Below are 19923 nucleotides of genomic sequence, written 5' to 3' on the forward strand. Positions count from 1 at the left end.
CGCCGGGGCCGGGCGGCTCCCCGTCCGCCGCCGGTCCCCGTGGTGGGATGACCGGACGCCGAGGAGGTGACCGTGGCCACAGCGGAGCAGCTCGTCGACCGGGTGCTGGTCCTCGCCGAGGAGTGCGGGCGGCCCGACCTGCAGCGCCGGCTGACCCAGGTGCGGGGCAGGCACGCCGCCCCGGGCGTGCGCGTCCTCGTGCTGGGCGAGCCCAAGCAGGGCAAGAGCTCGCTGGTCAACGCCCTGACCGGGGTGCCCGTGTGCCCGGTCGCCGACGACGTCGTCACCGTCGTCCCCACGGTGGTGCGCAACGGGGACGCGCCGCGGGCCACGCTGGTGCGGGCGGTCGGGCCGGCGTCCGGGGAGCCGGGCGCCGAGCCGGCCACCGAGCGGGTGCCCGTGCCGGTCGAGACGGTCGCCGCCCGCGTCGCCGGGGCCGGAGCCGGAGCCGGAGCCGGAGCCGGAGCCGGAGCCGAGCGGATCGTGCAGGCCGAGGTGGAGCTGCCGCGGCGGCTGCTCGCGGGCGGGCTGGAGCTGGTCGACACCGCCGGCGTCGGCGGCCTCGGGGTGGCGCACGCGCTGAGCACCCTGGACCTGCTGCCCACCGCCGACGCCGTCCTGTTCGTCTCCGACGCCAGCCAGGAGTTCACCGCGCCGGAGATGGCGCTCCTCGAGCAGGCCACCGCGCTGTGCCCGACGGTGGTCTGCGTCCTGACCAAGACCGACACCTGTCCCGACTGGCGGCGCATCGCCGAGCTCGACCGCGGCCACCTCGCCGCCCGCGGCCTCGACGCACCGGTGTTCGCCGTCTCCTCGACGCTGGCGCTGCTCGCCGTGCAGCACCGCGACCGCGAGCTGCACGAGGAGTCCGGCCTGGCCCCGCTGGTCACCCACCTGCAGGACGAGGTGGCCGGCCGGGGCGCGACGCTGGCCCGCCGCTCCCTCGTCCACGACCTCACCGCCGTGATCGCCCACCTGTCGCCGGCGCTGCGGTCGGAGCTGCGCAGCCTGGAGGACCCCGCCTCGCGCGAGGCGCTGCTCGCCGAGCTGGAGGAGGCCCGCACCGCCGTCGACGAGCAGCGCCGCCGGTCCTCACGCTGGCAGCAGGTGCTGGGCGACGGCGTCACCGACCTCATGGCCGACATCGACCACGACCTGCGGGACCGCTCCAGAGCCGTCGTCCGCGAGGCCGAGGAGGTCATCGCCGCCCGCGACCCCGGCCCGGCCTGGCCGGAGATCACCGCCTGGCTCGACCAGCGCATCGCCGCCGCGGTCGCCGACAGCTACGTGTGGGCCGAGCAGCGGTCCCGCTGGCTGGCCGAGCAGGTGGTCGAGCAGGTCACCCGCGACGGCGGCGCAACGGTGCCGGCGCTGGGGGTCGGCACCGCCGGTGACGCGCTGTCCACCCTGGTCGACCTCCCCGGCATCGACGACGGGGCCATGACGCTGCGCGAGCGCGCGCTCATCGGCCTGCGCGGCTCCTACACCGGCGTGCTCATGACCGGCCTGGTCACCAGCCTGGCGGGACTGGCCATCATCAACCCGTTCTCGCTGGCCGCCGGCGTCGTGCTGGGCCGCAAGGCCTACAACGACGACGCGCGGCAGCGGCGGCAGCGGCGCGAGTCGGAGGCCCGCACGGTGGTGCGCCGGCACCTCGACGAGGTGGTCTTCCAGGTGGCCAAGCACCTCAAGGACCGGCTGCGCACGGTGCAGCGCACGCTGCGGGACCTGGTCGCCGACACCACCGACGAGACCGCCCGCACCCTCGCCGACGCCGTCAGGGCGGCCCAGCGGTCGGCGAAGGAGGCCACCGCCGACCACGAGGCCCGCATCCGCGCGCTGCGCTCCCGGCTCGAGCGCCTCGACCGGCTCACCGTCGAGGTCGCCCGGCTCGACCGCACCCCGGTGCCGGCCCCGTGACGGACCACCCCCTCACCGACGACGTCCGGGCGCTCCTCGACGACGCGCGGGTCCGCTGGGCGGGCGTGCCGGAGGCGGCGCAGCGGCTGGCCGCGGCCCGCCGGCGGCTGGACGGACCGCTGCGGGTGGCGCTGGTCGGCCGGGTGAAGGCGGGCAAGTCCACGCTGCTCAACGCCCTGGTGGGCGCCCGGGTCGCACCCACCGACGCCGGTGAGTGCACCCGGGTGGTGACGGAGTACCGGCACGGCGCGGTGCCCCGGGTCGTGCAGCACGGCACCGACGGCGCCGCCCGCGACCTGCCCGTGCGGAGGGTCGGCGGCGGCCTGCGGCTGGACCTCGCCGGCACGCCGCCGGAGGACGTCGCCGCGCTGGTCGTGGACTGGCCCTCCCCGGACCTGCTCGGCGCCACCCTCGTCGACACCCCGGGCACCGGTTCGCTGTCGGCGGGCACCAGCGACCGGACGCACGCCTTCCTCGGCACCGGCGCCGGGCTCGCCGGCGCCGACGCGGTCGTGCACCTGACCCGCCAGCCGCAGCCCGACGACCTCGCCGTCCTGCGCGCCTTCCAGGCCGCCACCGGCGCCAGCGGCACCCTGACGACGACGATCACCGTGCTGTCCCGGGCCGACGAGGTCGGCGCCGGGCGGATGGACGCGCTGCAGGCGGCCGCGGCGGTGGCCCGCCGGATGTCGGCCGACCCGCAGCTGCGGGCGGTGAGTTCCGCCGTCGTCCCCGTGGCCGGGCAGCTCGCCCTGGCCGGGCGGACGCTGCGGCACGGCGACCTGCTCGCCCTGCGCGCGCTGGCCGGCGCCGACCCGGCGGCGGTGACCTCGGTGCTGCTCACCGCCGACCGCTTCCGCCGGGCCGAGACCGCCGTCCCGCTGTCGGCGGAGGTGCGGGCCGCGCTGCTCGAGCGGCTGGGGCTGTTCGGCACCCGGCTGTCGGTCGCACTGGTCCGGACCGGGGTCGACGACGCCGACGCGCTGGCCGCCGAGCTCCTGCGCCGCAGCGGCCTGACCGAGCTGCAGCGGCTGCTGCGGGTGCACGTCACCGCCCGCGGCGGGCCGGTCCGGGTGGCCGCGGCGCTGCGGCTGGTGGAGGAGCTGCTCGTCGAGCACCCGGTCGGCGGCGCCGACGCGGTGCGGGCGGAGGTCGAGCGGATCCGGCTGTCCTCCGACGACGTCGCGGAGCTGGCGCTGCTGGCCCGCACCCGGGCGCCCGGCGGTCCCCTGCCGGCCGCGCTGCTGACCGAGGGGGAGCGGCTGCTCGGCGTCGCGGGGACCACGCCGGCCGCGCGGCTGGGGCTGCCCGAGGGCTCGCCCGAGGGGGCGCTGCGGGCCGCGGCGGTGCAGGCGCTGCGGCGCTGGCGGGAGGCGGCGGGCGACCCGCTGGCCGACCGGGCGGCCGCCGACGCCGCCGACGTGGTGGTGCGCTCCTGCGAGGGGGTCCTCGCCGCGCTCGCGGACGGGTCAGCGGGGGCGGGACCAGGCCCGGGCCGAGCGGGTGGACAGCGCCACCGGGACCAGCAGGAACAGGACGGCGGCGGCGAGCAGCGCGACGCGGTCGAGGTCGGCGTCCCCGGCGGCGGTGCTCTGCGCGACGCCGAGCACGAGCAGGGTCGGTAGCAGCAGCGCCGGCAGCAGCCGGCGGGCCCACGCGCGGCGCCGCAGGGCGAGGGCGGTGCCGGCGACCACGAGCGCGGTGACCAGCCCGACCGCGCCGACGACCGCGGCGATCGTCGCGGCGACGGCGTCGGAGACCTCCGCGGCCGACGCGGCGGGATCGGCGGCGGTCGCGGTGGCGGTCAGCCGCGCGTCGAGCGCCGCGCGGTCCAGCAGCAGCGCGAGCAGGCCGGCGGCGGCCGCCAGGGCCCCGGCCCAGCACAGCAGGCCGGCGGCGCGGACGGCGCCGGGGCGCGGTGGCACCGCCGGGGTGAGCGGCGTGGCGAGGGCGCTGGTGAGCGGAGGCCGGGGCGGTGCGGGCCGGCCGGCGGGGCCGGGAGCCCGGACGGGCCCGCGGGGCAGCGGCCGTTCCCCGAGGGCGGCCTCCGTCGTCCCGGTCGAGCCTGCGTCCACCGTCGCTCCCTCCACTGGCGTGCGGGCAGGGTGTCACCGCGCCGGAGCCGTACCGGAGCGGCACCGGGCCGCCCGCGCGGCGACGGTCCGGGTGGCCCCGTGTCGGCACCCCGGGTCATACGGGGACGACACAGCGTCACCGACCGGTGAACCTCGCCGGCCGCTTGGCGAGGAAGGCCTCGACCGCCTCGCTGTGGTCGGCGGTCCGCCCGAGCTCGGTCTGCAGCCGCGCCTCGAGGGCGAGGGTCTCCTCCAGCGTGTCGGTGGGCGCGCCGGCCAGCACCGTCTTCAGCGCGCGGTAGGCCGCCGTCGGCCCGCCGGCCAGCCGCTCGGCCAGCGCCCGCGCCGCGCCGAGCACCTCGCCGGCGTCCACGACCCGGTGCACCAGGCCCCACTGCAGCGCGGTCTCGGCCGGGAAGGCGTCGGGCAGCAGCAGCAGCTCGGTGGCCCGGCCGACGCCCACGGTGTGCACCAGCCGGGCGGCCAGCGCGGAGTCGCTGGACAGCCCGATGCCGGTGAACGCCGTCGTGAACTTCGCCCCCGCGGCGGCCACCCGCAGGTCGGCGGCCATGGCCAGCCCGAGCCCGGCCCCGGCGCACGCGCCGTTGACCGCGGCGACGATCGGCACCCGCAGCCCCGCCAGCGCCAGGACCAGCGGGTTGTACTCCTCCTCGACCACCGACAGCGAGGTGGCGGCGTCCCCGCGCAGGGACTCGACGTGCTCGGCGAGGTCCTGGCCCACGCAGAACGCCCGGCCGGTCCCGGTCAGCAGCACCGCGCGGACCGCGTCGTCGCCGGCGATGCCCCGCACGACGTCGAGCAGCTCCCGGCGCGCGACCCGTGTGAGCCCCGCCTGCCGCAGCGTCACGGTCGCGACGCCGCCGGCGTCCTCCCGGGTCACGGTCTCGGGCATCGTGTCCTCCCCTGTCCCTCGTCGTCGGTCCCTCGTCGTCGGTCCCGAGTCGTCGGTCCCTTGTCGTCGGTCCCTTGTCGTCGGTCCCTTGTCGTCGGTCCCTTGTCGTCGGTCCCTTGTCGTCGGTCCCTTGTCGTCGGCCGCCGTCCGGTCGGACACCGCCGTCCTACCGCACCGCAGCGTGTCCTCCCTCACCGCAGCGTGTCCTCCCTCACCGTCCACCATGGGGGAGGACACGCGACGATCAGGTTCCCTGATCGTGGCCGCACCCCTGTGACGGGTGGGAGGCGCGCGCTGCCAGGTGGCGTGAGTAAGGTGTGCCTGCCCTTGGTCGAGCCGGGGGTGTCCCGCCCCCGACAGATGGGTCAGCCATGGGCCAGGCATTCCTCGCCAGCTACCTGATCGGCCTCCGCGAGGGGCTCGAGGCCACCCTCGTGGTGAGCATCCTCGTCGCCTACCTGGTCAAGTCCGGACGGCGCCGCCACCTGCTGCCCCTGTGGGCCGGCGTGGCCGTGGCCGTGGCCCTGTCGGTGCTGTTCGGCGCGCTGCTGACCTACACCGAGACGACGCTGCTGGCCGACTACCGCTCCCGCGAGCTGTTCGAGGCGATCACCTCGGTGCTGGCCGTCGTCCTGGTCACCTGGATGATCTTCTGGATGCGGCGCACCGCGCGCCGGCTCAAGGGCGAGCTCACCGGTCGGCTGGAGGCCGCGATCGGCGTGGGCACGCTCGCCGTCGCCGGCATCGCCTTCCTGTCGGTGGTCCGGGAGGGCCTGGAGACGACGCTGCTCTTCTACGCCGCCGCCCAGGGCGCGACGACGACAGCGACCCCGCTGGTGGCCATCTCCGCGGGCGTCCTGACCGCCGTCGTCGTCGGCGTCGGGCTCTACGCCGGGGCCATCCGGATCAACCTGTCGCGGTTCTTCACCGTCAGCGGCGTGCTGCTGGTCTTCGTCGCCGCCGGGATCCTCAAGTACGGCGTCCACGACTTCCAGGAGGCGGGCGTGCTGCCCGGCCTGGACACCCTGGCCTTCGACGTCTCCGGCGTCCTGGACCCCAACAGCTGGTACGGCGCCACGATCGCCGGCGTCCTCAACATCACCGCCACGCCGACGGTGCTCGAGATGGTCGCCTACGCCGCCTACCTGGTGCCCGTCCTCGCCGCCTTCCTCTGGCCGGCCCGCACGCCCGCACCGGCCCCGGCGCCCAACGTGGTCGCCGACGCACCGCAGACCGCCGCCGCCACCCCGTCCTCCGGCGCCACCCCGGCCCGGACCACCTCCCCGCAGTCGGAGACCACCCAACATGTCCGTGCGTGACCGCCGCCTCCCCCTCCTCACCGCCGGCCTGCTGGCCGCGCTGACCACCGCCGCGTGCGGCGCTGCCGACGGCGGCACCGCCGCGGACGCCGGCGGGGAGGCCGCCGACACGGTCACCGTGGCGGCCACCGACGACGCCTGCGACGTCGCCAGCTCCGAGCTCCCCGCCGGGACCCACCAGTTCCAGGTGACCAACAGCGGCAGCCAGGTCACCGAGTTCTACGTCTACGCCGACGGGGACCGGGTGATGGGCGAGGTGGAGAACATCGCCCCGGGCCTGACCCGCGAGCTGCTCGTCGAGCTGCCCGCCGGCACGTACGCGGCCACCTGCAAGCCGGGCATGGTCGGCGACGGCATCCGCAGCGACCTGACCGTCACCGGCGAGGCGGCGCAGCTGTCGGAGGACGAGACCCTCTCCCAGGCCGGCACCGACTACCAGCGCTACGTGCAGAGCCAGACCGGCGCGCTGCTGGAGCAGACCACCGCCTTCGTCGACGCGGTCAAGGGCGGCGACGTCGAGGGCGCCAAGGCGCTCTACCCGGTGGCCCGCACCTACTGGGAGCGGATCGAGCCGGTGGCCGAGAGCTTCGGCGACCTCGACCCGGTCATCGACGGCCGCGAGGGCGACCAGGCCGAGGGGGAGGACTTCACCGGCTTCCACCGCATCGAGCAGGCGCTGTGGGTCGGCGGCACCACCGAGGGCACGGCGCCCTACGCCGACAAGCTGCTCGCCGACGTGCAGCAGGTCGTCGACCGGGCCAACGGGACGACGCTGGAGCCGCTGCAGCTGGCCAACGGCGCCAAGGCCCTCCTCGACGAGATCGCCACCGGCAAGATCACCGGCGAGGAGGAGCGGTACTCCCACACCGACCTGTGGGACTTCGCCGCCAACCTCGAGGGCTCCGAGGCCGCCGTCCAGGCGCTGCGCCCCTACCTCGAGGAGGCCGACCCCGACCTGGTCGCCCAGCTCGACGAGCGGTTCGCCGCCGCCGAGGCCGAGCTCGAGCAGTACCGCACCGACGGCGGCTGGACGCTGCACGACCAGCTCACCGAGGACCAGCTGCAGGGGCTCTCGGACCGCATCACCGCGCTGAGCGAGTCGGTCGGGCAGGTCGCGGCGGTCGTCGCGGACCAGTGACGGCCGACCGGTGACCGGCGCGACACCTCCCGGGGGACGCCCCCGCGGCCGGGGGGCGTTGACAGCAGGGTCGCCCGTCCTCGCGTGGGAGAAGTCGTGACCGAGCCGACCGCACACCAGCCGACCGTGCCCCAGCCGACCGTGCCCCAGCCGACCGGGCCGGCCGGCCCCCGGCGCTCGCCGGGGATGTCCCGCCGCCGGCTGCTGGGCTTCCTCGGTGCCGGCACCGCCGGGGTGCTCGCCGGCGGTGCCACCGGTGGGGTCATCGGCCGCGCCACCGCCGACGACGCCGCGCCGGCCGCCCCGGCCGCGACCGACGCCGTGCCGTTCCACGGCGCCCACCAGGCCGGGATCGTGACGCCGGCGCAGGACCGGCTGCACTTCGTCGCCCTCGACGTCACCACCGACAGCCGCGACGAGCTCGCCGCGCTGCTGCGGGACTGGACCGCCGCCGCCCGCCGGATGACCGCCGGCCGGGACGCCGGCGAGGTCGATGCGGTGGCGGGGTCGCAGTACGCCCCGCCCGACGACACCGGCGAGGCGATCGGCCTGCCGCCGTCCGGGCTGACCGTGACCGTGGGCTTCGGGCCGACCCTGTTCACCACCGCGGACGGCGTCGACCGCTTCGGCCTGGCCGCCCGCCGGCCCGCGCCGCTGGCCGAGCTGCCCGCCTTCCCCGGCGACCAGATCGACCCGGCGATCAGCGGCGGGGACCTGTGCATCCAGGCCTGCGCCAACGACCCGCAGGTGGCCGTGCACGCCGTCCGCAACCTGGTCCGGATCGGGGCCGGCCGGGTGAGCGTCCGCTGGTCGCAGCTGGGCTTCGGCCGGACGTCGTCGACGAGCACCGGGCAGGCCACCCCGCGCAACCTGTTCGGCTTCAAGGACGGCACCGACAACCTCAAGGCCGAGAACACCGCGACGCTCGACCGCTTCGTGTGGGTCGGTGACGGCGACGACGGCGCCGACTGGCTGCGCGGCGGCTCCTACCTGGTCACCCGGCGCATCCGGATGCTCGTCGAGCCCTGGGACAGCTCCTCGCTCGACGAGCAGCAGCGCACCATCGGCCGCACCAAGGGCAGCGGCGCCCCGCTCGGGCAGCAGGCGGAGTTCGACCCGGTCGACTTCACCAAGCAGGTCGACGGCGAGTTCGCGATCCCCGAGACCAGCCACGTCTTCCTCGCCCACCCGTCCAACGCCGGGACGGCGATCCTGCGGCGGGGTTACAGCTTCGTCGACGGCTCCGACGGGCTCGGCCGGCTCGACGCGGGGCTGTTCTTCATCGCCTTCCAGCGCGACCCGCAGACCGGGTTCGTCCAGGTGCAGCGCAACCTGCGCCTCGACGCGATGAACGAGTACGTCCGGCACACCTCCTCGGCCGTCTTCGCCTGCCCGCCGGGCGTGCGCGACGACGCCGACTGGTGGGGCCGGGCGCTCTTCGAGGGGTAGCGGCCCCTCCCGCACTCCGGCCGACCCTGGCGCGCCGCCGTCCGTTCCCCGCCGTGTCGCCGAGTCGTTGCCGAGCCGTGACGCACGGGACACCCCGGACGGGTGGTGCTCCTGGGAGTATGTGTGGTCTCGGAAGACGCGGGCTATCCCGGCGGTGGGGAGCCGCGTCACCGGTGTGGGGACGCGGGTCGAAGGCCCGCAGGGAATGGAGAGCTCCCGTGGTGGAACCGGGTCGCCGGATGCTCGGTGACCGCTACCAGCTCTCCGCGCTCATCGCCTCCGGGGGCATGGGCCAGGTCTGGCGCGGCACCGACGTGCTGCTGCACCGCCCGGTCGCGGTCAAGGTGCTGCGCAGCGAGTACACCGGCGACCCGACCTTCCTCGCCCGCTTCCGCGCGGAGGCACAGCACGCCGCGGCGCTGAGCCACCCCAACATCGCCGCCGTCTTCGACTACGGCGAGACCGAGGCCGCCGACACCGGCGAGCAGCTGGCCTACCTGGTCATGGAGCTGGTCGAGGGGCAGCCCCTGTCGGCGCTGCTGCGCACCGAGGGGAGGCTGGACACCTCCACCACGCTGTCGGTGCTGTCCCAGACCGCCGCCGCACTCGCCGAGGCCCACCGTGCCGGCCTGGTGCACCGCGACGTCAAGCCCGGCAACATCCTGGTCCGGCCCGACGGCAGCGTGAAGATCACCGACTTCGGCATCGCCTGGTCCGCCGGCAGCGTGCCGCTCACCCGCACCGGCCAGGTCATAGGCACGCCGCAGTACCTGTCCCCGGAGCAGGCCGAGGGGCACCTGGCCACCCCGGCCAGCGACGTCTACGCCCTCGGCCTGGTGGGCTACGAGTGCCTCACCGGCCACCCCGCCTTCGACGGCGACAACGCCGTCACCATCGCACTCAAGCAGCTGCGCCAGGACCCCGAGCCGCTGTCCGACGACCTGCCCGGCGGCGTCCGCACGCTCATCCGGCGCGCGCTGTCCAAGGACCCGGCCGCCCGCATGCCCGACGGCGCGGCCTTCGTCGCGGCGGTCGAGGACGCCCGCGCCGGCCGGCTGCCGGCCGACCCGCCCCCCGCCCCGGCGACCCCGGCCCGGGCCGTCGTCGACACCGGGCCGGCCACCCAGGCCGCGCCGCTCCCGGCCGGGGTCCCCGGGCCGCACGCCGAGGGCTCCGCGCCGCACCGGAACGGCCCGCCGGCGGCCCCGCGGCGGCGGGCCGCGGCGGTCCTGGTGCCGCTGCTGGCCCTGCTGCTGGGCGCCGGGCTGGCCGGCGCCGCCTTCGCCGCCCTCTCCGAGGGCGCGGAGGCGCCCACCGTCGTCGCCGCCCAGACGCGCGACGGCGAGGACGACGGCGTCGAGCTCGCCGCCGAGGACTACCTCGGCCGGCCGGTCGAGGACGTCGCCGCGCAGCTCTCCGCGCTCGCCCTGAGCGTCCAGCGCCGCGAGCAGGTCACCGGCGACTCCGTCCCCGGCCTGGTCGTCGACGTCACGCCCACCGGCCGCCTCCAGCCGGGCGACGAGGTCGTCGTCACCTCCTCCGTCGCCCCGCCCAGCCGAGAAACCGGAGACGGCGACGGCGGGGTCAGCGGCGACCGGGGGAGTGTCTCGCCGGTCACCGGCGCCTCGGTGCCCGAGCAGGTCGCCGGGCCGGCCCCGACGGTGCCGGAGACGGCGGCGGCCAGCTCGGCCCCCCCGGCCCCGGCGACGTCCTCGGCGCCGACCCCCGACGCGAGCCCGCCGGGGGCCACCAGGACCCCGGCGGACACCTCGACGTCGTCGGAGCCGACGAGCCCGGCGACGGAGACGGCGTCCACGTCGACGCCGACGACCAGCGCCGGGCCCTCGGCGAGCCCGTCGGTCACGGACACCTCCACCCCGTCGGCCCCGGCCGGCCGCTGGCCGACCGCGGGGGCGTACCCGAGCAGCTGACCCGGCGCGGCGACCATGGTGGGTCCGGCGCGGCGGTGAGAAGGTGGGGCGCCGCCGTCGACGGGAGGTGGGGATGGCCGTGAGCCCGGTACGCCGCGTCCTGGCGGGCCGCTACGAGCTGACCGGACTGATCGCCACCGGTGGCATGGGCCAGGTCTGGCGCGGCCACGACGTGCTGCTCGACCGCGCCGTCGCGGTCAAGGTGCTGCGCAGCGAGTACACCGGCGACCAGACCTTCCGCACCCGCTTCCGCACCGAGGCGCAGCTCACCGGCCGGCTGCTGCACCGCAACATCGCCGCGCTGTACGACTACGGCGAGGTGGTGAGCGAGGACGGCGAGCCGTGCGCCTACCTGGTGATGGAGCTCGTCGACGGCGAGCCGCTGTCGGCGCTGCTGGAGCGGGAGCCGCGGCTGCCGCCCGAGCGCGTGCTCGACGTCGTGGGCCAGACCGCCGCCGCGCTGGCCGTCGCGCACGCGGCCGGCGTGGTGCACCGCGACGTCAAGCCGGGCAACGTCCTGGTCGGCCGGGACGGCGTCGTCAAGATCACCGACTTCGGCATCGCCTGGTCGGCCGCCAGCGCACCGCTGACGCGCACCGGTCAGGTGGTCGGCACCGCCAGCTACCTCTCGCCGGAGCAGGCCGGCGGGGGCAAGGCCGGCCCGGCCAGCGACGTCTACGCGCTGGGGATGGTCGCCTGGGAGTGCCTGGCCGGCCGGCGGGCCTTCGACGGCGAGCACCCCGTGCAGGTCGCGCTGCGGCAGCTGCGCGAGGAGCCCGACCCGCTGCCCGCCGACGTGCCCGAGCCGGTGCGCACCCTGGTGGCCCGGGCGCTGGTCAAGGACCCCGCCGCCCGCTTCCCCGATGGCGCCGCGCTGCTGGCCGCCGTCGAGGACGTGCGCGCCGGCCGGTCGCTGCCGCCCCTGCCGACGGCGGCCACCACGCCGCTGCCCCTCCCGGACGCCGGTGCCGCACGCCTGCCCGCCGTCCCCTCCCCAGCGGCCGCGGGGGCGTCGGCGGTCCCGCAGCGGCGCCGGGGGAGCCGGGTGCTCGCCGGGATCGCCACCCTGGCCGCCGGGGCCGCGATCGGCGTGGGCGCCCTCCAGTTCGCCGGCACGAGCGCGGGCGACCAGCCGGCCGCCGTCACCGGCGCGACGCCCTCGGCCGCCGACGTCCGCTGGGCCGACCTGGTGGGCCGGCCCGCCGACGAGGTCGAGGAGGAGCTGGTGCAGGCGGGGTTGCGGGTGACCCGGACGACGGAGGAGAGCGCCGACGTCATGGCCGGCCTGGTGACCGCCGTCGGCCCGACCGGCCGGCTGACGCCCGGCGAGGTGGTGACCGTGACCGTCGCCGTGGCGCCGCCGACGCCGTCCCCGGCGCCGTCGGCGGAGGTCCCGCCGGTGGCGAGCACCGCGCCGCAGGCCACCGAGGCCGCGCCGACGCCCGACCCGGCGCCGCAGGTGCCGGTCCCGCAGGGCACCTGGAACGGCAACGCCGGCGGGAACGGCAACGGCAACGCCGGGGCGAACGGCAACGGCAACGGGAACGGCCGGGGGCGCAACGGCTGACCGCGCCGTCCGGCCCCGGGGCGCTGCGCCCTGCGGGTCAGCGCCGGCGGGCCGGCGCCAGCCAGAGCGCGACGCCCAGCGCCGCCAGGGCGGCGGTGAGCAGGAACCCGCGGTCGGTGTCGGCGTTGGGCAGCCCGACGAGCAGCCAGAAGACCCCCAGCCCGGTGAGTCCGCCCAGCGCCACCTTCTCGGCCGTGGCCGCACCGCCCGGCAGCGGCAGGCGCGGCACCAGGGGCAGCGCGCCGACGAGCACGGCGAGCGTGGCGAACGCCGACCACAGCGGGGTGACCGACCACAGCGGCTCCCCGCCGAGGTCGCGCGCCAGGCCCAGCTGGAGCAGCAGCAGGCTCAGCGCCACGAGGCCGGCGCCGGTGAGCAGCGCGCGGTCGCGGGGCCGGCGGGGTGCGCGCTGCGCGGTGGCGCCGGGCTGGGGCGCGGGTTGCCGAGGCGCGGGGGACGGCGGCGCGGCGGGGTCGGGCTGCGGGGCGTCCTCGGGACCGGCGTGGGGTGCGGGGGGAGGTGTCGCGGGGCCGACCGGCGGTGCCGACGGCGCGCCGAACCACGAGTCCAGCGGGCCGGTCGGCTGGGCGGCCGCCGCGTGCGCCGCGGCGTCCTCGACGCGCGGCTGGACGGCGGTGGTGGCGGTGCCCGGTGCCGGGGGCGGCGGGAGCGGGGGAGCCGCGGGGTGCGGTGGGGCGGGCTGGACCTGCTCGGCCGCCCCGGCCGCCGTCGCCCCGGCCGGGGCGAGCGGGATCTCCTGGGTGCGCGGGCCGGCCGGCGGGTGCGGGGCGGTCACGGTCGTTCCTCCTCGTCGGACGGGTGGGCCCTCGGGGAGCCGGTCTCCGCCTGCACGCTAGCCGCGCGGCGCCTCCGGGCCGGGGAGGTCCGCGGCGGGTCACCCGGGACGGATCCGTCCGTCCCCGCCGCCGCCGGCGCTCCGTCGCCGTGGCCCGTCGCAGGGCCCTGCTGGAGGTCCCGTCGCGAGCCGGCGAGGAGCGGGGGGCAGGAGGTCCTTCTAGGGTCGAGCGGTGGGCACGCGCGCGGGCATCGTCGTCACCGGCACCGAGGTCCTGACCGGCCGGGTCGCCGACCGCAACGGGCCCTGGCTGGCCGAGGAGCTGCGGCGGGCCGGCGTCGACGTCGGCACCGTGCTGGTGGTCGGCGACCGGCCCGAGGACATGCGCGGGGCGCTGGAGTACCTCGCCGGTTCCGGGGTGGAGCTGGTGATCACCTCCGGCGGGCTGGGTCCCACCGCCGACGACCTCACCGCGGCCGTCGTGGGCGAGGTGCAGGGCCGCCCGCTCGACGTCGACCCCGAGCTGGAGCAGCGCGTCGCCGCCGTCGTCGAGCGGTTCATGACCCGGCGCGGCTGGCGGGCCGACCCGGAGGCCACGGCGGCCGGCGTCCGCAAGCAGGCGATGGTGCCCGCGGGTGCCACGGTCCTCGAGCCGGTCGGGACGGCGCCCGGTCTCGTCGTCCCGCCGGCCGACGGCCGCGGCGGCCCGGTCGTCGTCGTGCTGCCCGGGCCGCCGGCGGAGCTGCAGGGCATGTGGCCGGCCGCGCTGGCCGCCGGGCCCGTGCGCGAGGTGCTGGCGGGGGCCACCGAGCTGCGACAGGAGACCGTCCGGCTCTGGGGCACACTGGAGGCCCAGCTGGCGGCGACCCTGCGCGCGCACGAGTCCGAGCTGGACGGCCTGGAGATCACCACCTGCCTGCGCGAGGGCGAGCTGGAGATCGTCACCCGCTTCGCGCCGGAGGCCCAGCCCGCCTACGACCGGCTCGTCGCCGTCCTGGGCGAGGAGTACGCCGCCACGCTGTTCTCCACGGGGCCCACCCTCGACGACCTGGTGGCCGGCGCGCTGGAGGACCAGGGGCTGACCATCGCCACCGCCGAGTCGTGCACCGGCGGGCTGCTCGTCGCCCGGCTGATCGCGCGGCCCGGCTCCTCCGCGTGGGTGCTCGGCGGGATCACCTCCTACGCGAACTCGGCCAAGGAGCAGCTCGTCGGCGTGCCGGGGGAGGTGCTCGCCGAGTTCGGCGCGGTGAGCCCCCAGGTCGCGCTGGCCCTGGCCGAGGGCGCGCGGGCGCGGTTCGGGACCGACGTCGGCGTCGGCATCACCGGCATCGCCGGCCCGGGCGGCGGGACGCCGGACAAGCCCGTCGGCACCGTGCACCTGTGCGTCCTCGGCCCGGCCGGACAGCAGGCGCGGTCGGTGCGGCTGCACGGCTCGCGGACGGCGGTGCGCGAGCGCTCCGTCGTCCTCGCGCTGCACCTGCTGCGGCAGCTGCTGCTGGGCGGCCCGCCGGCATGAGGGTGCTCCCCCTGCCGTCCGGTCCGCTGACGTCGTACGGGAGCAGCGGCGCGTCGCTGTGTGCGGCGGCCCGAGTGCTGGAGCCGCAGGACGGTGTCGCCGTCGACGTCGTCCGGCTGGCTCCGGGCGGCACGATCGGCCGGCCGGCACCCGACCCGGCTGTGGCAGCTGTTCCTGGTCGTCCCGGGCTCCGGCTGGGCGTCGGGCGGGGACGACCGGCGCCGCGTCCTGGCCACCGGGGAGGCGGCGCTGTGGGAGCCGGGGGAGGAGCACGCCTCCGGGACCCCTGACGGGCTGACCGCCGTCGTCGTGCAGTGCCGGGTGGTCCCGCTGACCGAGGAGGCGCCGTGAGCGTCCTGACCCTGCACGCCACCGGGCCGCTCGCCCCCGCGGAGGCCTGGGAGCGCTACGCCGAGCCGGCCCGGTGGCCGACGTGGGCGCCGCAGATCACCGGAGTCGAGGTGCCCGTGCCACGGCTGGCGGCCGGGGTGTCGGGGCGGGTGCGCGGTCCGCTGGGGGTGACGCTGCCGTTCGTCGTCGAGACCGTCGACGAGCCGGCGCGGCGCTGGTCGTGGACGGTGTCGGCCGGCCCGGTGCGGCTGCACCTGCTGCACTGGGTGGCCGAGGGGCCGGACGGCGGCAGCACCACCGGCCTGCGGATCCGCGGCCCGGCGCCCGTGGTGGTGGGCTATGCGCCGCTGGCCCAGCTCGCGATCGGCCGGCTGGTCCGCCCGCTGCGCTGACTCGGTCCCCGTCGCCGTTCCCGTCCCCGTCGCCGTCGCCGTTCCCGTCGCCGTCCCCGTCCCCGTCGCCGACGGCGGCAGCCCGAGGGCTGCGGCCGCTGTGGCACCGGGGGTCGCCGGCTCTCCACGGGAGGGCAGGCCGTGGTCGCGTCAGGGAGTCATCGAGCGGTGTCAAGACGTCCTCGGATCCTGTGGACAACGTCCTGAGCTGGGGAAACAGCGCACGCCAGTCTCTCCGCTGCGGTAGTGTTCGAACATCTGATCGAGTGGTGGGAGGTGTCGTGGACGAGCTGTTCGCAGCGATCGACGCGCTCGGCGACGACGACCTGGCCGCGATGTTCGGCCCGCAGCTCAACGAGCGGATCCGGGTGCTGCTGGCCGCGGCCAACAAACTGGCCGCACACCTGGCGCACGCGGTGCGCCAGGGCGAGCTGGCCTCCGCGCCGGAGCACGACGGGCTGAGGTCCATGTCGTCGTGGTTGCGCGGGCACGGCCACCTGTCCCCGACCGAGGCCGCCCGGCTGGTGCGCACCGGACGGGCACTCGAGCAGCTGCCGGCGGTCGCCGCCGCGTGCGCCGAGGGCACGGTCACGGCCGGTCAGGCCGCCGAGATCGCGCAGGTCGTCGAGCCGGACAACGCCGCGGCCGCGGCCGATCAGGGCGTCGACCTGGGCGAGGTCGACGCCGCGCTGGCCGTGGTGGCCGCGCGCACGCCGCACAGGGAGCTCGCCGGGGTCGTCGCCGGCTACCTGGCCCGGCTGGACCCCGACGGACCCGAGCCCGATCCCACCGAGGGCCGGCGGCTGCACCTGACCCGGCACGCAGACGGGTCGGTGTCCCTGCGCGGTGAACTCGACGCCGTGGGCGGGGAGAAGCTGCAGGCCGCCCTGGAGCCCTACGTGCAGACCGGTCGGTCCGCCGCCGAGGAGCGCTCCCGCGCCGGGCAGCTGGGTGACGCGCTCGTGCAGCTGGCCGACAACGTCCTGGCCGCCGGATCCCTGCCGCTGCTGCGCCGCAACAAGTCCCAGCTCCTCGTGACCATCGGCATCGCCGACCTGGCCGACCCCGCCACCGGACCGGCGGCCGCGGCGATGGGTTTCGGCGCGGTCGTCTCCGCCGCCCGCGCCCGCTGGCTCGCCTGCGACGGCGAGGTCACCCGCATCGTGATGGGTCCCGACGGGCAACCGCTGGACTACGGCCGCGCCACCCGTTTCTTTCCGGCGCACGTCCGCCGCGCGCTGGACGTGCGTGACGGCGGCTGTGTGTTCACCGGCTGCGACGCCCCGACCTGGTGGTGCGACGCCCACCACCTGCTGGAGTGGGTCAACGGCGGAGCCAGCGACATCGACAACGCCGCGCTGCTCTGCGAACGGCACCACACCAAGGTGCACCACGGCTTCCGGATCGAACGACAACCCGACGGCACCTGGCGCACCTGGCGCCCCGACGGCACCGAGATCCGCACCGGACCACCACACCTGCTGCAACACGCCGCCTGATCCCGCCGCCTGATCCCGCCGGCGGGCGCGTCCTGATCCCGCACCCTCCTCCCGTTCCACGTGGAACGGGAGGAGGGCAGTCGGGCGTGACCCCCCGGCATGCGGTCGGCCACTCGGTCGAGCCGTCGTCGCGGGTGGTGGGGCATGGGAGACGAGGGAGGGGGCAGACGCCGACCGCAACGGAGCGGTCCCCACGGTCTCCGCGGTGCCCGTGGTCGGTGCCCCGTGGTCGGTGGCCTTCGGTCGGTGGCCCCCGGTGGCTCTTGGTGGCTCTTGGTCGGTGGCCTTCGGTCGGTGGCCCTCGGTGGCCTTCGGTCGCGGGCCCCCGGTGGCTCTTGGTGGCTCTTGGTCGGTGGCCTTCGGTTGATGGCCTTCGGTCGGTGGTCTTCGGTCGGTGGCCCACAGCGCCCTCTGCCGGACACCCGGCGGGTTCCGTCACCTGGTCATCGAGGCCCTGCAGCTGCCGCGGGTGGCCGCCAGAAGGAGTCCGGGAGTTCCTCGACCTGCTGCGCGGACCGGTCCAGGTCGTCGGCCTGGCCGCGGAGCGCCTGGAACACCGGGTCGCCGCCGTCGGCGAGCCGGCGGGTCACCTCGGCGTTCCTCCGGGCGCGCGTGGCCACGGCCTCCCGCAGCGCGGCGCGGTCGCCGGCGTACCCGTAGGCGTCCAGCAGCAGGTGCACGCGGCGGCGGCGCTCCTCCACGGAGCGGTGGGCGAGCGGCCAGGCGGACCCAGGAGCGAGCAGGGGCACCCACATCAGTGCCGAGTAGGCCAGGTCGAACTCCCGCGAGGAGGGCCCGGCGAGGTCCCAGTCCACGAACCCGACCAGCCGGCCCTGCCGCCAGACCGCGTTGTACGGCGCCGCGTCGTGGTGCCCGATGACCAGACCCGGGCGCCAGGACCTGCCGGAGAACCACACCGCGTCCTCCGGCGGCACGAAGTCGGCCGTCGCGTCGTGCAGCCGCCGCAACCAGGAGCCGACCTGGGGGAGGGCCTCGTCGGAGGACACCCACGCCGGCCAGGGCGCCTCACCGGCCGTCTCCCCCTCCAGGTAGGTGAGCACCTCGCGACCCGCGTCGTCGAACCCGAGCACCCGGGGCGCCCCGGCGAACCCCGCTCGCTCCAGGTGCCGCAGCACCGCGTGCACCGACGTCGTCGACCGGCGGACCGGGCGGCGCACCGTGCTCCCGATGCGGACGACCCCGGGCGAGGTCCTGCCCCCGGCGAGCCGTTCCCCGCCTGTCGCCGCAGCGTCCTCGGCCATGACCAGCCCCGTCCCTCGGGAGTCTCCAGGCACCAGACTGTCGCCGACCGCGTCCCGGTGACCACTGGATTGCCGCGGTGCACTCGCTGCGACGACGGGGACCTCGCGGTCGCCGCAGTCCCCACGATGACCAGGTCCCACCCGGTCGGTCGTACGGTGCCCGCCGTGAGCGCCACGCACGAGGTCACCAACCAGGTCCCGCCGCTGGTCGGGCACGATCCGATCGGCGGGGACGCGGCACTGGCCGAGGCCTGCGTCCGGCACGCGGACGAGGCCACGCTCACCTCGCTGGCCGACCTCGGCGCCCTGGCCGGCAGCGAGCAGGCCCGCGAGTGGGGACGACTGGCCGACGAGCACCGCCCGGTCCTGCGCACGCACGACCGCTACGGCCACCGCGTCGACGAGGTCGAGTTCCACCCGGCCTGGCACGAGCTCATGGGCGCGGCCTTCGCCCACGGCCTGGCCGGCGCACCCTGGGCCGCGGCCGACGCCGGCGACCCGCACGCCCACGTGCGCCGCGCCGTCGGCTACCTCGGCTGGACCCAGGTCGAGGCCGGCCACGGCTGCCCGGTGACCATGACCTACGCCGCCGTCCCCGTGCTGCGCGCTGCCCCGGAGCTGGACGCCCGCTACGGGCCCGGCCTCACCGGCACCGGCTACGCGTTCGGGCTCACCGACCCGACGGCCAAGCCCGGCCTGGTCGCCGGCATGGGCATGACCGAGAAGCAGGGCGGATCCGACGTCCGCAGCAACACCACCCGCGCCGTCCCGAACGGCGACGGCACCCACGCGCTCACCGGGCACAAGTGGTTCACCAGCGCCCCGATGAGCGACCTGTTCCTCGTCCTCGCCCAGCTCGAGGAGGGGGTGTCCTGCTTCCTCGTCCCGCGGGTCCTGCCCGACGGCACCCGCAACGTCTTCCGGCTGCAGCGGCTCAAGGACAAGCTCGGCGACCGCGCCAACGCCTCCGGCGAGGTCGAGTTCGACCGCACCACCGGCTGGCTGGTCGGTGCGCCCGGCCGCGGCGTCCCGACGATCATCGAGATGGTCAACGCCACCCGCCTGGACTGCGTCATCGGCTCGGCGGCGACCGTGCGGGCCGCGCTCACCCAGGCCCTCCACCACGCCCGCCACCGCCGCGCCTTCGGCGCCCTGCTCGCCGACCAGCCGCTCATGCAGAACGTCCTGGCCGACCTCGCCGTCGAGAGCGAGGCGGCGACGGCGCTGGCCGTCCGGCTGGCGGCCGCCGTCGACGCCGGGGAGACGGCGTTCCTCCGGCTGGCCGGCGCCGCGGCCAAGTTCCTCGTCTGCAAGCGGACGCCGGCCGTCGTGGGCGAGGCCCTGGAGGTGCTCGGCGGCAACGGCTACGTCGAGGAGTCCGGCCTCCCGCGGCTGTACCGGCAGGCACCGCTCAACAGCATCTGGGAGGGCTCGGGCAACGTCATCGCCCTCGACGTCCTCCGCGCCCTCGGACGCTCCGGTGAGTCGCTGACCGCCGTCACCGCCGAGATCGGGCTCGCCCGCGGCGCCGACGCCCGGTTCGACGACGCCGTCGGGCGGCTCTCCGCCGAACTCGGCGATCCCGAGGCGCTGCCGCTGCGCGCCCGCCGGGTCGCCGGCCTGCTCGCGCTGTGCCTGCAGGGCTCGCTCCTGCTGCGCCACAGCCCGCCCGAGGTGGCCGACGCCTTCTGCGCCACCCGCCTCGGCGGCGACTGGGGAACGGTCCTGGGCACGCTGCCGGCCGGCGTGCCCACTGCCCGTCTCGTCGAGCGGTCCACGGTCTCGGCTGCCTGAC

15 protein-coding genes are annotated in these 19923 nt (G+C 76.9%); 12 read left to right on the forward strand and 3 right to left on the reverse strand.

Annotated elements, in window-relative coordinates; all coding sequences use genetic code 11:
• Positions 1-72: 72 nt before the first annotated feature.
• Complete coding sequence (locus ACU616_RS08450) at positions 73-1920, forward strand: dynamin family protein (protein ID WP_446758025.1); 1848 nt, start codon at positions 73-75, stop codon at positions 1918-1920.
• Positions 1917-3545 (forward strand): dynamin family protein, encoded by a 1629-nt coding sequence (locus ACU616_RS08455; RefSeq protein WP_446758026.1) that lies wholly within the window; start codon positions 1917-1919, stop codon positions 3543-3545. The genes ACU616_RS08450 and ACU616_RS08455 overlap by 4 nt, the downstream gene beginning before the upstream one ends.
• A 586-nt stretch (positions 3546-4131) precedes the next feature.
• Here the strand turns inward: ACU616_RS08455 and ACU616_RS08460 are convergent.
• Complete coding sequence (locus tag ACU616_RS08460) at positions 4132-4908, reverse strand: enoyl-CoA hydratase-related protein (RefSeq protein WP_446758027.1); 777 nt, start codon at positions 4906-4908, stop codon at positions 4132-4134.
• Between the two features lie 371 nt (positions 4909-5279).
• Here ACU616_RS08460 and efeU point away from each other — a divergent pair, with 371 nt between their 5' ends.
• The 5 genes from efeU to ACU616_RS08485 all read left to right on the forward strand — a co-directional run bounded on the left by efeU (position 5280) and on the right by ACU616_RS08485 (position 12312).
• Positions 5280-6227 (forward strand): iron uptake transporter permease EfeU, encoded by a 948-nt coding sequence (gene efeU, locus ACU616_RS08465; protein ID WP_446758028.1) that lies wholly within the window; start codon positions 5280-5282, stop codon positions 6225-6227.
• A complete protein-coding gene (gene efeO / locus ACU616_RS08470) occupies positions 6220-7365 on the forward strand; it encodes an iron uptake system protein EfeO (RefSeq protein ID WP_446758029.1) in 1146 nt (381 codons plus the stop codon). The genes efeU and efeO overlap by 8 nt, the downstream gene beginning before the upstream one ends.
• A 96-nt stretch (positions 7366-7461) precedes the next feature.
• The gene (gene efeB / locus ACU616_RS08475) at positions 7462-8814 is read left to right on the forward strand and encodes an iron uptake transporter deferrochelatase/peroxidase subunit (protein ID WP_446758030.1); all 1353 of its coding nucleotides are present in this window, start codon (positions 7462-7464) and stop codon (positions 8812-8814) included.
• Positions 8815-9032: 218 nt separating this feature from the next.
• Positions 9033-10745, forward strand: coding sequence for a serine/threonine-protein kinase (locus ACU616_RS08480; protein ID WP_446758031.1), 1713 nt, complete (start codon positions 9033-9035; stop codon positions 10743-10745).
• A 73-nt stretch (positions 10746-10818) separates the two neighbouring features.
• Positions 10819-12312 (forward strand): protein kinase domain-containing protein, encoded by a 1494-nt coding sequence (locus ACU616_RS08485; protein ID WP_446758032.1) that lies wholly within the window; start codon positions 10819-10821, stop codon positions 12310-12312.
• Positions 12313-12349: 37 nt separating this feature from the next.
• Here ACU616_RS08485 and ACU616_RS08490 read toward each other — a convergent pair whose 3' ends face one another.
• Positions 12350-13108, reverse strand: a complete 759-nt coding sequence (locus tag ACU616_RS08490) for a hypothetical protein (RefSeq protein WP_446758033.1) — start codon at positions 13106-13108, stop codon at positions 12350-12352.
• A gap of 232 nt (positions 13109-13340) precedes the next feature.
• Between ACU616_RS08490 and ACU616_RS08495 the strand changes: the two genes are divergently transcribed.
• From ACU616_RS08495 to ACU616_RS08510, 4 genes are all read left to right on the forward strand, one after another.
• Positions 13341-14624 carry a competence/damage-inducible protein A gene (locus ACU616_RS08495; protein WP_446758034.1) on the forward strand — a complete coding sequence of 428 codons (1284 nt, stop codon included), beginning with the start codon at positions 13341-13343 and terminating at the stop codon, positions 14622-14624.
• A gap of 93 nt (positions 14625-14717) precedes the next feature.
• Positions 14718-14975, forward strand: a complete 258-nt coding sequence (locus ACU616_RS08500) for a hypothetical protein (protein ID WP_446758035.1) — start codon at positions 14718-14720, stop codon at positions 14973-14975.
• Positions 14972-15367: an SRPBCC family protein gene (locus ACU616_RS08505; protein ID WP_446758036.1), complete on the forward strand. Its 396-nt coding sequence runs from the start codon at positions 14972-14974 to the stop codon at positions 15365-15367. The genes ACU616_RS08500 and ACU616_RS08505 overlap by 4 nt, the downstream gene beginning before the upstream one ends.
• A 281-nt stretch (positions 15368-15648) precedes the next feature.
• Entirely contained in the window at positions 15649-16866 is a 1218-nt protein-coding gene (locus ACU616_RS08510; protein ID WP_446758037.1) for a DUF222 domain-containing protein, read from the forward strand.
• 443 nt (positions 16867-17309) lie between these two features.
• On the opposite strand, the gene ACU616_RS08515 is transcribed toward ACU616_RS08510, so the two are convergent.
• Positions 17310-18128, reverse strand: a complete 819-nt coding sequence (locus ACU616_RS08515) for a phosphotransferase (protein ID WP_446758038.1) — start codon at positions 18126-18128, stop codon at positions 17310-17312.
• Between the two features lie 165 nt (positions 18129-18293).
• Here ACU616_RS08515 and ACU616_RS08520 point away from each other — a divergent pair, with 165 nt between their 5' ends.
• Positions 18294-19922, forward strand: a complete 1629-nt coding sequence (locus ACU616_RS08520; RefSeq protein WP_446758039.1) for an acyl-CoA dehydrogenase family protein — start codon at positions 18294-18296, stop codon at positions 19920-19922.
• Position 19923 lies beyond the last annotated feature (1 nt).

Source organism: Geodermatophilus sp. URMC 62, assembly GCF_052931475.1.